Origin of the sequence: Mycobacterium sp. AT1, from assembly GCF_002043095.1 — a bacterium.
Classification (GTDB): domain Bacteria; phylum Actinomycetota; class Actinomycetes; order Mycobacteriales; family Mycobacteriaceae; genus Mycobacterium.
Genome location: NZ_MVOC01000016.1, coordinates 60,823 through 76,074 on the forward strand (window position 1 = coordinate 60,823; position 15,252 = coordinate 76,074).

Annotated in this window: 12 protein-coding genes; 5 read left to right on the top strand and 7 right to left on the bottom strand. The window is 65.8% G+C overall.

The features are described from left to right. Positions 1–8 precede the first annotated feature (8 nt). The 3 genes from B1790_RS08880 to B1790_RS08890 are packed head-to-tail and all read left to right on the top strand — an operon-like array spanning position 9 to position 2,466. Positions 9–938: an ATP-binding cassette domain-containing protein gene (locus B1790_RS08880; RefSeq protein ID WP_079922851.1), complete on the top strand. Its 930-nt coding sequence runs from the start codon at positions 9–11 to the stop codon at positions 936–938. Continuing rightward, the gene (locus tag B1790_RS08885) at positions 938–1,675 is read left to right on the top strand and encodes an ABC transporter permease (protein ID WP_079922852.1); all 738 of its coding nucleotides are present in this window, start codon (positions 938–940) and stop codon (positions 1,673–1,675) included. The genes B1790_RS08880 and B1790_RS08885 overlap by 1 nt, the downstream gene beginning before the upstream one ends. Next, entirely contained in the window at positions 1,672–2,466 is a 795-nt protein-coding gene (locus B1790_RS08890; protein WP_079922853.1) for an ABC transporter permease, read from the top strand. The genes B1790_RS08885 and B1790_RS08890 overlap by 4 nt, the downstream gene beginning before the upstream one ends. A 13-nt stretch (positions 2,467–2,479) precedes the next feature. On the opposite strand, the gene B1790_RS08895 is transcribed toward B1790_RS08890, so the two are convergent. Genes B1790_RS08895 through B1790_RS34975 form a run of 3 tightly spaced genes read right to left on the bottom strand, consistent with a single transcriptional unit; the run spans position 2,480 to position 5,087 of the window. Beyond that, a complete protein-coding gene (locus tag B1790_RS08895; protein WP_079922854.1) occupies positions 2,480–3,415 on the bottom strand; it encodes a glycosyltransferase family 2 protein in 936 nt (311 codons plus the stop codon). 27 nt (positions 3,416–3,442) lie between these two features. Continuing rightward, a complete protein-coding gene (locus tag B1790_RS08900) occupies positions 3,443–4,765 on the bottom strand; it encodes a UDP-glucose/GDP-mannose dehydrogenase family protein (RefSeq protein WP_079922915.1) in 1,323 nt (440 codons plus the stop codon). Between the two features lie 34 nt (positions 4,766–4,799). Further along, entirely contained in the window at positions 4,800–5,087 is a 288-nt protein-coding gene (locus B1790_RS34975; RefSeq protein WP_079922855.1) for a hypothetical protein, read from the bottom strand. 141 nt (positions 5,088–5,228) lie between these two features. Here B1790_RS34975 and B1790_RS08910 point away from each other — a divergent pair, with 141 nt between their 5' ends. Next, positions 5,229–6,299: a glycosyltransferase gene (locus tag B1790_RS08910; protein WP_079922856.1), complete on the top strand. Its 1,071-nt coding sequence runs from the start codon at positions 5,229–5,231 to the stop codon at positions 6,297–6,299. Between the two features lie 42 nt (positions 6,300–6,341). Here the strand turns inward: B1790_RS08910 and B1790_RS08915 are convergent, their stop codons facing one another. Beyond that, positions 6,342–9,485, bottom strand: a complete 3,144-nt coding sequence (locus B1790_RS08915) for an RND family transporter (protein WP_233165022.1) — start codon at positions 9,483–9,485, stop codon at positions 6,342–6,344. Between the two features lie 255 nt (positions 9,486–9,740). Here B1790_RS08915 and B1790_RS08920 point away from each other — a divergent pair, with 255 nt between their 5' ends. Beyond that, positions 9,741–11,009: a glycosyltransferase gene (locus B1790_RS08920; protein WP_079922858.1), complete on the top strand. Its 1,269-nt coding sequence runs from the start codon at positions 9,741–9,743 to the stop codon at positions 11,007–11,009. On the opposite strand, the gene B1790_RS08925 is transcribed toward B1790_RS08920, so the two are convergent. Genes B1790_RS08925 through B1790_RS08935 form a run of 3 tightly spaced genes read right to left on the bottom strand, consistent with a single transcriptional unit; the run spans position 11,002 to position 15,197 of the window. Continuing rightward, the gene (locus B1790_RS08925; RefSeq protein WP_233165023.1) at positions 11,002–12,327 is read right to left on the bottom strand and encodes a hypothetical protein; all 1,326 of its coding nucleotides are present in this window, start codon (positions 12,325–12,327) and stop codon (positions 11,002–11,004) included. The genes B1790_RS08920 and B1790_RS08925 overlap by 8 nt on opposite strands. After that, on the bottom strand, positions 12,324–13,700 hold the full coding sequence (locus B1790_RS08930) for a hypothetical protein (protein ID WP_233165024.1): 1,377 nt from the start codon (positions 13,698–13,700) through the stop codon (positions 12,324–12,326). Before B1790_RS08930 ends, B1790_RS08925 begins: the two co-directional genes overlap by 4 nt. A gap of 6 nt (positions 13,701–13,706) precedes the next feature. Continuing rightward, on the bottom strand, positions 13,707–15,197 hold the full coding sequence (locus B1790_RS08935) for a condensation domain-containing protein (RefSeq protein ID WP_079922859.1): 1,491 nt from the start codon (positions 15,195–15,197) through the stop codon (positions 13,707–13,709). Positions 15,198–15,252: the final 55 nt, after the last annotated feature.

The window sequence follows — 15,252 nt, forward strand, 5'->3', positions numbered from 1 at the left end:
GTGAACCCGTGATCGAAGTCGTCAACCTCGCAAAGACATTCGGCAAGGGTGTTCCCGCCCTGACCGACGTGAGCTTCTCCGTTCCCACCGGAGCAGTGTGTGCGTTGCTCGGACACAACGGCGCAGGCAAGACCACGACCGTCAACATTCTCTCCACGCTGTTGAAACCCTCCTCCGGAACGGCTTTGGTCGCCGGCTACGACGTGGCCACCGACCCCGTCCGGGTGCGACAGAACATCGGTGTGACCGGGCAGGACGCGGCACTCGACCTGCGCCTCACCGGCCGAGAGAACCTGGTCTTCTTCGGCAGACTGCGCGGGTTGCGTCGGAGCGAGGCGCGGTCCCGCGCCGAGGAACTCATCCAGCAGTTCGACATGGCTCACGCCGCGGATCGGCAGGTGAGCGGCTATTCCGGCGGTATGCGCCGGCGAATCGACATCGCCGTGTCCCTGGTGGTGCCCCCGAAGGTGCTCTTCCTCGACGAGCCGACGACGGGGCTCGATCCCCGAAGCCGGCGCGACGTCTGGAACCTGGTTGCATCGATGGCGGCCCAAGACATCACCGTGCTGTTGACGACCCAGTATCTCGAAGAAGCAGACATTCTCAGCGACTCCATCGTCATCCTCAACCATGGACAGATCGTGGCGAGCGGAACGTCCGACGAACTCAAGAGACAGACGGGCAGCAGCTACTGCCAGATGACGGTGCTCAACCCCGAGGATCTGCCGCGTATCACCTTGGCGCTGGCCGACTTCGAAGAGGTCGAGGTCGACGCCGACACCAGTTCGGTTTCGGTGCCCGCGCCTCGCGGTGTGGCGACGTTGTCCGAGGTGTTCCGCAGGATGGACGAACTCGACGTCGAGCTTCTCGACATCTCGCTGCGCCGCCCGTCTCTCGACGAAGTGTTCCTGCACCTGACCAACCCGGTTCAGTCCTGATGACCGCCTTTGCCCTCCTTACCGCCCGCACCCTGCGACGCGGGCGGCTCGACCTCGTATTCGCCGTAGTAGTACCGATTCTCGGCCTGGTCGGCCTGACGTTTCTGCTACGTGACGTCATCGCGACGGGTCGAATGAGCTACCCCCAATACGTACTGCCGGCGATGGTCGTCCAAGCGATGCTGTTCGGTGCTCTGACCACTACCGATCGCGCGGCCTGGGACAAGATCAGCGGAATCAGCTCTCGAATGCGCACGTTGCCGATCTCGCCCTACACGCCGCTGATGGCCCGAATGGCCTACTGCCTCATCCGTGGTGGACTCGCGTTGACGGCGTCGTTCTTCGCCGCCTACTTGTTCGGGTTCCGCATCACGAGCGGATTCGGCTACGCCTCGGCGTTCGTGCTGATGGCGCTCACGTTGACCCTTGCCTTGTCGCTCGGCGCAGACGCGACCGGCAACAAGGCCGGACGGACCGAGGTGGCCAGCCAACTGCTGCTCGTTCCGCAGGTGCTGCTGGTGATGTTGTCGACCGGACTCGCACCGGTCGACGCGTTCCCCGAGTGGCTGCACCCCTTTGTCACGTATCAACCGGTGTCCCAGATCATCGAGACCCTCCGGGGGTTCACCGTGGGCCAGATCGAGACCGGCAACGTCGTCACCAGCTTGGCGTGGTGCATCGGAATGCTCGTGGTCTTCGGCATCCTCGCCGTGCGAATTCAGGGGCGGAGATCGTGACTACGGTTTCGGCGAGCTCGCGTTCTCTGCTTGCCGAGAGTTGGATCTTCGCCGGCCGACTCTTCGTCCAATGGCGCCGGTATCCGATCGTCCCACTGCAGGCCCTGCTGTTTCCCACGGGACTTCTCGTCATCTACGGCCTCCTGGTCGGCAAGTCGATGACGCGGCTCACCGGCAACAGCGGACTGGACCTGCTGATCCCGGTGTGCACGTTGGCCGGCGCGATGTCGGGTGCCATCGGTGCTGGCCTCGCCGTCCCGTACGACCGGGACAGTGGTCTGCTGACCCGGATGTGGATGATGCCGGTTCGACGAACCGCTCCGTTGACCGGCGCGCTCCTCGCGGAGGCAGTGCGCACCTTCGTCGCATCTGCGATCGTCGTGGCAATCGGGTACGCGATGGGATTCCGCTTCACCGGCGGCTGGTTGGGGTTTCTCGTCTACCTGCTGATGCCCGTGGTCGTCGTCGTCGTGTTCGCGACGATCGTGATCACGCTGGCGTTGCGCCCGCAGGGCCGAATCATCTTGATGTGGACCAATACGGTGTGCACGGGCTTGGCGTTCGCGACCCTCGCCCCGTCCGACAAGATTCCCGCGCTGCTGCGGCCAATCGCCGACTACCAACCGCTTGCGCCGGCCGCGGCGGCGATGCGAGCCCTGTCCTCGGGCGGCTCCGCGGGGCTGTCGATCCTTCTCACTCTGGTGTGGGCCGCGGTGATCGGAGCACTGGTGGTTCCCCTAGCCGTGCGCAGCTACCGGGGTGCCGTCGAAGGCGGAAAGGTCGACGGCTGACCCCCAACCGGGGTCAGGTCGTCGAACCAACGTCGGGAACGACGTCGAAGCTGACTGGCATCTCGAACTTCGATCGCTTCAGGGTCGCAGAGAAGTAGCCGTACTGAAAGGCGATGCCGACCAAAGCGGTCGCAGCGAGTTCCCCTGGCGGACGGCGCAATTCGGTACGAAGCGTCTGCCACGCCTCGGCTGGCGAGTAGCGTCGCCCCGCGTCCTCGACGTGATCCGCAGCGCCGTTGCGGTGTACCCATCGCATGTATGCGTTGCTGTGCCCGTAGCGCTTCCACTGGCTGATCAGATCCCCGACCGTCGTTCTCGGCTCCCACTCCATCAGGACCCTGGTGTCGGCGGCTATCGTGCCAAGCGATTGATTCTGGATGCGCCAGCAGATGTCGGTGTCACCACCCCCACGCATGGCCCTGAAGCCTCCCACCTTGGCGAACGCGATCCGGTCGATGCCGAGATTGGCGGTGGGATAGTAGTCAGGCTGGGGCGGCACCATGCCGATGGTCGCCTTCATCGCCCCGCCTCCGCGAGGAAGCATGAAAGGCTGCATGCGGGCCGCCAAGCGGGCGGCAACGGTGGGCCCGGGAAGTGTCCGAACGTTGGTGCAGGACAACGCGACACCGGGTTGTCGCTGCAGCTGACGGTGGGCGTCGAGCAGACCTGGCAAGGGCCGGCAACGACCGTCGACGAACAACAGGACGTCGGCGGTGGAGTTACTCGCAGCGAGCTGACGGGCGAAGTAGGGCCCCCGGCTCTCGGTCACCGTGACCACGTGGGCGCCCAGCGAACGTGCCACCGCTTCAGTCTCGTCGGTGGACGCATCGTTGACCACGGTCACGCGGTCGCCGTCGGCGAGTTGATCCAGAAGGGGTTGGAGCAGCCTCGGCAAGTGATCTGCCATGTCGCGAACCGGGATGATGACCTCGATGGACTGGTCTCCCACAAGCAATCTCCTTCGTAGCGACTGAGCCTAAGCGGTCGGTCCGCCTCGGCCGAGGCCGAAGAGCTGCCAGCCGGCATCAGACCAATACCGGCGGTCGAGGACGTTTCGGGTGTCGAGTAGCCGTGGCACCCTCACGACCGAACGGAACGACGCGGGTTCGATACTGCAGTACTCGTCCCACTCGGTGGCCAACACGGTGAGGTCTGCATTTCGGCACGCGTCCTCCGCGGTGTCGAAGTAGCTCAGCGTCGGAAATCGCCTTCTCGCGTTGGCGATCGCCTTGGGGTCGTGTACGCGCACGTCGGCACCCATCAAATGCATTGCGGCAGCTACGTTCAAGGCGGGTGAGTCGCGGACGTCGTCGCTGTTTGGCTTGAACGCTGCACCCAAGACGGCGATGCTCTTGCCCAGGAAGTCCCCGCCGACGATCGAACGCGCGGCCGCGACGGCCTTTTCCCGCTGCCTCACGTTGATCTTGTCGACCTCGTGCAGGAAGCGCAACGCGTCGGAGGCTCCCAGCTCGCCAGCGCGTGCACTGAAGGCTCTGATGTCCTTGGGCAAGCATCCACCGCCGAAACCCAAGCCTGCGTTCAAGAATCGCGAGCCGATGCGGTCGTCGTATCCCAGTGCCCGACTGAGCAGAACCACGTCGGCGTCGACGACGTCGCACACTTCGGCCATCGCGTTGATGAACGAAATCTTGGTCGCCAAGAACGCATTTGCGGCCACCTTCACCAACTCCGACGTCGCCAGGTCCGACGTCAGGTGTGGCGTCCCGGCATCTATCAGGGAGCCGTAGACCTGGCGCAGCGTCTTCTCGGCGTGCTCCGACGTCACACCGAACACCAGACGATCCGGACGTAGCGTGTCTTCGATGGCCTTTCCCTCGCGCAGAAACTCTGGGTTCCACGCGATTTCGAGAGCATGCGGTGGCGAAGCCTCCGCCAACTCCGCGGCCAGCCGCTGGGCCGTGCCGACGGGGACGGTGGACTTCCCCACGATCAAGCCGTCGCAATCTGCGCTGGCGACGACCGCCTTGAACGCGCTGTCCACGTATCGGACGTCGGCGGCGTCCGAACCCGCCAATTGTGGCGTGCCGACACAGACGAAGTGAACCGACGCGCCCGAGACCGCTTCATCAGCGGACTGGGTGAACCGCAACCGTCCCGTGGCGAGCACGGCGCCCAGCAATTCGTCGAACCCGGGCTCGTAGAAGGGTGAGGAGCCGGCTGAGAGCAGCGCGATCTTGGACGCGTCGGTGTCGTATGCGACGACTTCGTGGCCCAGATGAGCCATGCAGACCGCATGAACCGCCCCGAGATAACCCGTTCCGATAACGCTCAGCTTCATCTCACTGCACTCCACGTGTAGAGGTATGTTGCGGTCAGGTGGTCTTCGACGATCGTTTCATGCCGTGCGTGTTTCGCCACATCGCCACCCGCTGGTACGCGGCCGTCCAGCGGTCGTCGACTGGCCAGTCGACGCGCCTCTGCCGGTTCGGTTGGCCTTCGAGAAACGTCATGTCCACGACGGTCCACTGAACGATCTTAGAGGGCATCGTGCGCGGTCGATATTCGGCGTTGGCTTTGCTCGGCCGGGGCGACGCGATCGCCGAAGGCTTCAGCGCCAGCAACCTTCCGCGGACGGGGTGGCCATGGCGGTGAATGGCCACCTTGAGGTTGCCTGAGAGGTCCCCTCGTCGCTAGGTCAGCACCGCGACCGCTTGTTAGCCTGGACGAACATTCGAGTCTCGCTAGACTCGACATTGGTTGGGAGAAAACATGATTGCGCGGATGGTCAACGTGTCGTCGTCATGACGACTCGTGACATGCGGGTTGTGGCGTGGCCGCGGTGGTACGACAACCCGTATCTCCCCAACTTGGTCGAAGGTCTGAATCGGGACGGTTTGCGCTCCGGTTCGGCTTGGCTGTTGCTCACCGCGGCGATGCGGCTACGCGCTGGCGATTGGTTGCACGTGCACTGGCCCGGTGAGACGCATACGTACGCTGCGCGCTGGAGATACCAGCTCGGCGCCAGATCTGTCGACGCCCAATTGCGAGCCCTCAAGCGTAGGGATGTGCGGATCGCGTGGACAGCCCACAATCTGCTGCCACACGACGATCCACACCCCGACCTAGGACACCTCGCTCGCAGCAATCTCCTCGACGTGGTCGACCACGTCTTCGTCCACTTCGAAGGCGCGCGGGCAGAATTGGCCAGGGAATTCGGGTATTACGGTCCGAGCACCGTCGTGCACCACCCCAACTACGTGGATGCCTACCCGCCGCCCCCTTCCCAACGGGTGGCACGCGAGGAGCTCGGCCTTCCGGCGGACGGCTTCGTTGCACTGGCCTTCGGCCTCATTCGACCCTACAAGGGCATCGACACGCTCATCGAAGCGTTCCGCCGGTGTGCCAGAGACGATGACCGCCTGGTGATCGCGGGGGCTCCGGCCGGTGGAGTGCAGCGAACCCTCGAGATGGCCGCAGCTGATCCGCGCATCGTGCTCCACGCGCGCAAGATTCCGGACTCGCGGGTACCGACGTACTTCGCGGCCGCCGACGTCACGACCATTGCCCACCGGGCATTCTTCACCTCGGGCAGCGCCCTGCTCAGCTTGAGCATGGGCTGCCCGATCATGGGGCCTTCGGTGAACCACCTCGCCGACCTTGCCGGTGGGCACCGGCTCTTTCCCGCCGACACCAGCGTGGACGGTTTGGCACGCGCGCTGTGCAGAGCGCGCGACGAGTCGTCGCTCGTCGACCGAGTCGCCATCCGCGCTTGGGCCGTTGACCACGGTTCGTGGCAGGCCGCCACCGAGACGATTGCGAACACGCTGTTTGGCCGCACGGGCGGAGAGGGCCGCGGCAGCCGAGCGGGCTAACTGTCTGGGCGCGACCACGATCCGTTGAACCCGCGAACGAACTCAGTCTCGACGGTCCCAGGCGTGGGTGACCGCGCCCGCAGCATGAACGGCGACGGAGTATTGGTCGGTCTCGTCGGCTAGGTCATCGTCATCGTCGTCGTCGCTGTTGCGGGCCACCGTGACAGGGCCGGTGTCGTCGTCACCGTGCTCGTCGAGCCATTGCTGGTCCGCGGCGGCGGCGGCAGACTGCTGGGCGGCGCTGCGCCGTATCGCTTCGAGCAGTTGACGCGGAGTCTTGGATGGCCACCAGTTCTTGTCGCCGACCAACACGGCCATGGCGGGCACGGTGATCGTGCGCACGATGAACGTGTCCAGCAGAAGGCCGACGCCGATCACGAAGCCCAACTGGACGACCGTGGCGAGGCTGCTCACCGTGAGCGCGAGCATCGACGCGGCGAAGATCAACCCCGCCGAGGTGATGACGCCGCCCGTGGCCCCGACTGTCCTGATCACCGCTGAGGGCACTCCGAGTTTGGCCTCGTCGCGGATGCGGGAAATGAGCAGCAAGTTGTAATCGGCCCCGACCGCGACCAACACCAGGAACGCCATTCCGGAGACGCTCCAGTAGATGTCCTGACCCAGGATGAACTGGAAGAACACCACGCCGATGCCCATGGCGGAGAGGAACGACAGCACCACCGACGCCACCAGGTACAGGGGTGCCACGATCGCCCGCAGGATGAGTGCCAGGATCAGGAACACGACGACCAGCGTCATGATGACGATGTAGTTCAGGTCGGAGTTGTAGTGGTTGCGGATGTCGTTGTTGAGTGCCGAGAAGCCGACCATGTCGATCTTGGCGTTTTCGAGGCTCGTGTTGGGACGCGCGCTGTTGGCTGCGGTGAGGATGTCGTCGACCTGGTCCATGGCCTCGACGCCAAACGGATTGAGCGCCGTCTGCACCAGGTATCTGACGGTGTGACCGTCCTGGGAGACGAATAGCTGGGCGGCCTTCTTGAACTCGGCCTGAGTCAAGATCTGCGGCGGAATGTAGAAGCCCGACATCGCAGGATCCGACGCATCGCGTTTCATCGCCAGCAGGAAGCCCGACGCCTGGTCGAGGCCGCCGCCGATCTTCCTGGTTTGGTCGACCAGCAGCTGGACGCCGTCCGCAAGCTGTTTGCTGGAGTCGGCGAGCTTGTTCGCGCCCTGGCGAAGTTCGCCGAGCTTGCGGTCCAGATCGCTCTCGTCCTCGATGCCAAGCTGCTGCAGGCCGTTGAAGGCGCGCTCCAGGTTGGTGCCGACCTTGCGGATGGTGTCGTCGAGCCGGTCGGTGCCCTTGGTTTCCTTCAATCCGGCGCTGAGTGCCTTCAGATAGGCGATGTCGCCGGCGTTGTAGCCGTCCACCCTGCGCTGCAGTTCCGCGCGCGACGACACGCAGGCCGGGTCGATGTTGCACGCCATGCTGCTGTTCAGCACGACGAGCATCGACCGTGACGAGTCGTAGGCGTTGGTGACCGTGTCCAGGCTCTGACCGAGGGAGTCACCGACGGTGTTCATGTTGGCGAGGATGGCGGCCTTCTTTTCAAGGTCGTCGAAGGTGACGTCGTCACCCATGGCCTTCTTGATCTCGAGCAGCCCTTGGAACACCTCGCGAATCGACCCCATCGAGCCGAGTATCTGGAGACGGATCTGGTTGTTCACGTCGGCCAGCTGATGCGCGCCGCCGGCCAGCAGATTGAGGTTCTGGTCGTTGGTCGCGATGAGCCCCGACGCGTCGGCGAGTTTGCTGCCGACCTCGCCTGCCTGGTAGGTCGACTTGGCCTCGTTGAGCATCTCGCCAGTGGGTCTGGTGATGCCCCGCACCAGGTCGATGCCGGGCACCTGGCTGATGCGCTGCGCCATCTGCTCGAGATCGGCCAGCGACTTCGGCGAGCGAAGGTCGACGTCCGGGTCGTGCACCATGATGAACTGCTGCATGGTGGCGCTGACCGGGAAGTGCTTGGTCAACGCGTCGTACCCGAGGTTGCTCGGGGCGTCGTCCGGCAGGTTCCTGCGGTCGTCGTAGTTGTACTTGACCAGCGACGTGCAGGCCGCGAGGGCGAGCAGCACCACCAGGCTGGCCACCAGGTGGATCCTTGGCTTGCGGACGATGTGAACCGCCGTACGCCGCCAGAAGCGCCCGGTGATGTCCTTCCGGGGCTTTATCCAGCCGCGCCGTCCCGCCAGCACCATGAGCGAAGGAAGGATCGTCAGCGCGCCGAGCACCGCAATCAAGATCGTCACCGACAGCGACGGGCCAACGGTCAGGAACACGCCAAGGGTGGCAAAGGACAGTCCCATGAAGGTCAGCGCGACGGTTGCCGCGGAGCCCGCGACGACTTCGCCGATCGTGGCGATCGAGGCCACCACGGCTTCGTCGGAGCCCATTCCAGCTCGAATGCACTCCTGATATCGGCTGAACAGGAACACCGCATAGTCGACGCCGGCGCCCATCATCATGCCGGTCATCAAGACGATGGTCTGCGGACCAAGCGGCAAACCCACTTCGCCGAGGCCGGCCACCACCTGCTGCGCGACACCCATCGACACGCCGATGGTGATCAACGGCATGAGCATCGCGACCAGGTTGCGATACACGATCACCAAGATGGTGAAGATCGTGACCACGGTGGATATCTCGATGATGGTCTGGTCTTTGAGGCCGATCTCGTTGAGGTCGGCAAACGTCGCCGACGCACCTACGACGTTCACCTTGAGATTCGAGCCCTCCGCGGCCTCGTTCACCGCCTTGAGCGCTTTGCCGTAGGCCGCTTGCCCCTTGGCCGTTCCCATGTTGCCGGCAATGCTGACCGGCAGGGTCCAGGCCTGCTTGTCCTTGCTGGTCATCGCTTCGCGAAGCTCGGGGATCGTCACGAAGTCCTGAGTGGACTTCACGTTCTCCGTGTCTTCCTTGAGCCGGCTGACCACCCGCCGGTAGACGTCCTCTTCCGGCTTGCCGAGCTCGTGGTCGCTCGACAGCACGACGACGGCGACGTTTCCGCCGTCAGCCTGCTTGAAGGCGCTCTTCATGAGCTCCGTGGACGCCAGGATCGGCGAATCCTTCGGCAGCAGATCCGGTGGCTTCTTCTGCGCCACCGTGAACAGCGGATCGATCAGAATGAACAACGCCGCAAGGAGGACGAGCCACGAACCAAGGATCATCACGGGTCGCCGAACGACGAATCGACCTAACGATTCGAACGCCCCATGAACAGAGGCGCCACGGATATCGGCGCGGCTGAACACCATGTGAGGTTACACCGACCAGCAACCACCCGACGTCGGTTAGGTTGCTACCGAGCGCGACTGGCAGCAACGCAGGAGTGGCCGACGTGCTGTAATCATGTGTGCTCGTGCCTGAATACAAAGCAGCCCTTGGAAGCAGCGGAAATTCGTACCTTTGGATGAATTCGACTCATGTCTGAGGTCGCAACGCCGAAGACGTTTGCGATCGCCGTGCACGGCACGCGCGGCGACGTGGAACCGTGTGCGGCCCTGGCCCTCGAGCTAACCCGCCGCGGCCATCGCGTACGGCTGGCAGTGCCTCCGAACCTGGTCCGGTTCGTCGACGGTGTCGGACTGGGACCGGCCGCCACCTACGGCGTCGATTCGCAAAAGCAGCTCGAGGCGGACATCTTCAAGGACTGGTGGAAACTGCAGAACCCGATGACGGTGCTGCGACGCAGCCGCGACTACGTCACCGAGGGCTGGGCCGAGATGAGCACCACGCTGTCGACGCTCGCAGACGGCGCTGATTTGATCCTGACCGGCACGACCTACCAGGAAGTCGCGGCCAACGTCGCGGAGGCGGCACACCTCCCCCTGGCCGCGCTGCATTACTTCCCGTGCCGCGAGAACGCCCAGGTGCTGCCCGTTCCGCTACCCCGGCCGGTGTTGCACACCGGTTGGTCGACCGTCGAGTGGGCGCACTGGAAGGTGCTGAGCCAGGCCGAGAACGCCCAGCGCGACGCGCTGGGTCTACCGCGGGCGAGGGTGCGTGCAATTCGACGCATCGTCGAGGGCGGTGCCCTGGAGATCCAGGCCTACGACGAGGTGTTCTTCCCCGGCCTGGCCGAGGAGTGGCACGGGGTCCGTCCGTTGGTGGGATCGCTGTCTCTCGAACTACCAACCCCTGGCGACGAGGAACTGCTCGCCTGGATGGCCGACGGCACGCCACCGATCTACTTCGGCTTCGGCAGCATGCCGGTCGAGGATCCCGGCGCCGCCATCGAGATGATCGCCGCCGTGTGCGCCGAACTCGGCGAGCGGGCAGTGATCAGCACGGGTGTGTGGGACGTGGCAGGCACCCAGGTCGACGCCCACGTACGACTCGTCGGCGCGGTCAACCACTCGAAGGTGTTCCCGGCCTGCCGGGCCGTCGTTCACCATGGCGGCGCGGGCACTGTGGCAGCCAGCGTGCGTTCGGGTGTGCCGACCGTCGTGCTCTGGGTGTCGGCCGATCAGCCGGTCTGGGCGGGCAAGGTGAACCGCCTGAAAGTGGGTGTGGCCCGGCGCTTCTCGAGCACCGACGCCCGCTCCCTGACCAAGTCGCTGCGGACGGCTCTGACGCCCGAATACCAAGAGCGTGCCCGCGAGGCGGCGACGCGGATGACGTCGCCGACACATGCGGCGGCAAGGGCGGCCGACCTGCTGGAGGCGGCGGCTGACGCGGGCCGCCCTAGATGAGGGTGCCCTTGAGCCCGAAGTCGCTCAGTGTGCGAACCGTCTTGTCGGCAAGCCAATCTCGGGTGTTCTCGGCTCCCACTTCGTAACCGACGACGGTGACCGAGACGTGGCCGGCAATCCGTCCGGCAGCCACCACGAGCTGACCTCCTGCGCGCTCGAGGGCGGCACGTGTCACGCCCTGGTCGACTGGCCGGAACAGCATGTACTCGGCCTCGGTGCCGTCGACGCGGGACAGCGCAGCTGGCACGTCCCCGAGGTTCGAGCAGGACACCGGGAGGTCGCCGAAGATGACGTCGGCGGTGCGCCGGACGGCGCGAATCGGCACGAACGGCGTGATCGGAAGGAGCGCGTGCTTGTCGTCGTGCCCGTCGCGCAGCGCCGCGAGTGCTTCTCGCACGGCCGCTCTGGCTGCCGTCAGGTTCGTGGTCGCCGAGTTGGGGTCGACCGTCGCCGAGGCTATCTGCATGGCGTTGCCGCGCCGGTCGTCGCGCCCGTCCCGATCGCTCAACGCGATCATCAGGGTGAGGGCGCCGTCGGCCGGTCTGGCCCGGCCCATCCGCTCGCCGAGCACGGCGGCGAAACCGGCGAGAAGCGAATACGCCGTGCCGCCCAAGTCACTGGCACGGGCGTCCCAATCCCCCAGGTCCACGACGGCCGACACCGCGGGCAGCACCAGCGGCCCGTCGGGACCACCCAGCGCCGCCGGTGGCCGGGACGCGGAGATCTCCTTGCGGCTGCGGTAGGCGTACTTCGCCGCGGTGACGACGGTGCGGCCGAGTTCGGGGAGATCGCGTGCCACCTGCCGAAGATCGGAGGCCAGCGCCGCTCGCCGGGTCCGCGCTCGCGGCTCGCCGTAGCCGAAGTCGCGAGGGGTGTCGTCGATCGCGTCGGTCATCGTGCTCACCGCCGCGCCGTGATCCATCAGGCAGTGTGACGCCACCAGCGTGACCGCCGTCGTGCCGTCGGTCATCGGGAGCACCCCGAGATGCCACCCCGGCCCGCGGACCGGGTCGACGCGCCGCTGGGACCGTTCGTCGAGCCAGGTTCCCAGCTCCCCCGGCGGCCTCGCGTCGTCGACGTCGAGGGGGGCGGCGGGTCCGGTCGCGGTGACCCAGCGATGCCTGCCGAAGGGCAGGATCGACGGCTCGATCAACCGTCCGGCAAACCCGAACCCGACGTTGCGATGAAAGCGCCGCAACCGTTCCTCGTCGACGGGATGGGTGTACACCCAGACGTACTGGACCAACTGTGAACGGTTGTCGTTCGCCTGCATCGACAGGAACGTCGCCTGGTCGATGTAGGCCAACCGGTCGGTCACACGATCACCGCGGTGAGTTCGAACTCCTCGAGGACGGCCGACAATCGGTCTCGCAGCGCCTGCTTGGTGTTCTCGACGCCCGGCTGGTAGCCGACGACGGTGATCGTCACCTTGCCGTCCAACCGTCCGGACACCACCGTCAACAAGCCGCTGCGCTCTTCGAGCACCCCGCGGGTGATGTGCTGGTCGATGCCCCGCAGCATCACCTGTTGGGCAGGCGCGCCGCCGGGGCTGGCGACCTGGACGGGAAGATCGCCGATGTTGGAGCTCGACACCGGTTGATCGGTGAAGCCGAAGGCCAGGTCTGCGGTGTGCCGGACGGCCACCTTGGGGACGAACGGGTTCAGCGGCAGAAGGGCCAGTGCCTCGTCCGGCTTCTCCCGCATCACCTTGAGCGCCTCCCGCACCGCCGTGCGGGTGTCGGTCAGGTCCTTCGCGACGTGGGTCGGGTCGACGCGGACGTAGGCCAGCTTGACCGCGTTGGCCCTGGTGTCCTCCAACGTGCGGTCGTTGATCGGGACGATCAGCCCCACCGTTCCGTCGGCGGCGAGCGCTCGGCCCTGGTGCACGGCCAGCCGCGCCGCAAGACCTGCCTGCAGCGAATGCCCGTTTCCGCCAAGCGCTTCGGCGCGCGCGTCCCACTGCGCCAAGTCGACGAACGCCGAGATGGCCGGCACGATCACCACCTCGTCGGGACGGGCGACGACTGGCTTCTTCGGGCTCGGCGCGGCCGACGCCGACGCGCCGAGCCGCTTCGCCTTGAGGAACTTCCCGGCCGCGACGAGTGTTCGACCCACCTCCGGCAGGTCACGCAGCGTCTGACGGGCGTCGGCGGCAAGGGCCTCGCGCCGGGTTCGGGACTTTGGCAGCGGGTAGCCCAGATCGCGCCGAGCTCCCATCACCGCCTCGAACACCGACAAGAAGGCCGCCCCACCGTCGCCGATGCAGTGGGATCCGACGAGGGTGACCGCCGTCGCCCCGTCGTCGAGCGGCTGCACGGCCATGTGCCACGCGGGGCCGTGCTCCGGGTCGATGGGCAGTTGAGCCCGCTCGTCGATCCAGTCGCTGAGCTCGGCACGCGGTCGAGGTGTCGTCGCCACGTCGAGGGGGGCGGCGGGACCAAGTGCGGATACCCATCGGTGCCGGCCGAACGGCAGCACCGACGGCTCGATCAGCCTGCCCGCCAAGCCAAATCCGAAGTCCTGGTGGAACCGTCGCAGCTCGTCCCAGTCCGGTGCGTCGTCGTAGACCCACACCATCTGCATGGCCGCGGACTGTCCCGTGGCGCGCAGGCCGAGGAACAACGCCTGGTCGACGTAGTCGAGCAGGGACTCGGCGGGTGGCCGAGTCTCCGCTTCAATCTCCGGCGACACCGTGGGTCAGCCCTTGGCCATCGGCAACAGTGGCTCGCGGTCGCGAACGCTGTTGCGGCGCACTGCCTCCCCGTGCCGCACGTGGGCGCGGGCAGGCGCCACCACGGCTCCGTCGGCAACGCCGAGGTAAACCGCGGTCATGGCCGCCAGGTAGCGCTCGATGGATTCCCGGGCAATCGGATTGTCGGGGAACGCCACGGTGACCGAGGTCTCCCGCTCGCCACGGTTGACCCACAACCCGATCTGATAGGCGGAGCGCGCGTCGCTGAAGACCCTGCCGTTCATCCGCTCCCATTCGGCGATGATGCTCGCCGACAGCGGCGGAAGGCCGGCGTCGAGGAACGAGACCATCGGCACGCCGGGAACCGGCGGGCGCAATCCCAGTTCTCCGTCGGCCAGTTCGAGCACGCGGTCGAACGGGATGGGCCCCAACGGCATCCGACTGTCGAACGAGCGTTGCGCCGCCCGTGCAGTGTCTCCGAAGTTCTTCGGGTCGACGGTCACCGAGACGGGAACCACGCCCGTGAACCAACCCGTGGTCTGGAATTCCTCGGGAGTCGACCGCGTCGTGATCGGCGTGATCACGTGATAGTCCGTAGAGCCCGTGAGCGCTTCCTGCGCCATTGCGGCGCAGGCGAATACGCCTCCGATGAAACGGGCGCCCGCCGCGATGCAGGCCGCCTCGAACCGTTCCGACTGCTGCTTGTCCAGCAACCGCACCGTCAGCAGATCCCCGGTCTTGGACCACGGCGGATCGCCGAGCGGGAATGGGAAGTGCGGAAGCGTGCCGTCGTTGCACTCGGCGAAGCGGATCCACTCCCGTACCTCGGGTGACTCCAGCGTGAGGTTGGACAACAGCTGCTTCTGCCGGACGCAGTACTCGTCGTAGCTGCCCGCCGTTGGCAGGGGAATCGGGCCGGCACCGCTGACCAGGGCGGCATACATCATGTGAATTTCCACCAGCACCAAGCCCATGAACATCGCGTCGGTGTGCACGTGGTCGATGCTGATGTAGAAGGTGAAGTGATCGGCGCGCTGGATGATGCCGAACGAGAAGCAGTCCCACTGAAGCGGATTGGGTGTGGCGAGCACGTGCTCGCGCCACTCGGTCGCCGTCATCTCGCCGTACTTGGTCGGCACGAAGTTGACGTCGCGCGGGTTGTCGACGGTGTGCCGCACGATGTCGCCACCGTCGGCGACCTCGAACCAGCTGTGGTACGTGTCGTGGCGGCGCAGGTAGGCGTTGATGACGTGCGACATCGCCCGAAGGTCACACTGGCCCTGCATGTCCCACGCGGGAATGTTGAGCCGCGCCATGTCGGTGCCCTTGGAGATGTGATCCAGATAGCCCCGGATGTGCTGAGCCTGCTGATAACTCGGCGGCACGGCACTCACCGGCGCCTTGAGCACCTTGGCCCGACTCGCGGGCGAGGGGTGCCACGACACCACGTCACCGGATGCCCCGATCCAGTCGTGGATCGCCTTGATCGCAACCATCTATCTCTCCCCTGGTCCTGAAACTTCGGTGAGCGACGTCGTCGGCGCTGATTCG

Coding starts and splice junctions, on each gene's coding strand:
- B1790_RS08885 (WP_079922852.1), top strand. CDS start 938: ATGACCGCCTTTGCCCTCCTTACCGCCCGCACCCTGCGACGCGGGCGG.
- B1790_RS08900 (WP_079922915.1), bottom strand. CDS start 4,765: ATGAAGCTGAGCGTTATCGGAACGGGTTATCTCGGGGCGGTTCATGCG.
- B1790_RS08910 (WP_079922856.1), top strand. CDS start 5,229: ATGACGACTCGTGACATGCGGGTTGTGGCGTGGCCGCGGTGGTACGAC.
- B1790_RS08915 (WP_233165022.1), bottom strand. CDS start 9,485: ATGATCCTTGGTTCGTGGCTCGTCCTCCTTGCGGCGTTGTTCATTCTG.
- B1790_RS08920 (WP_079922858.1), top strand. CDS start 9,741: ATGTCTGAGGTCGCAACGCCGAAGACGTTTGCGATCGCCGTGCACGGC.
- B1790_RS08935 (WP_079922859.1), bottom strand. CDS start 15,197: ATGGTTGCGATCAAGGCGATCCACGACTGGATCGGGGCATCCGGTGAC.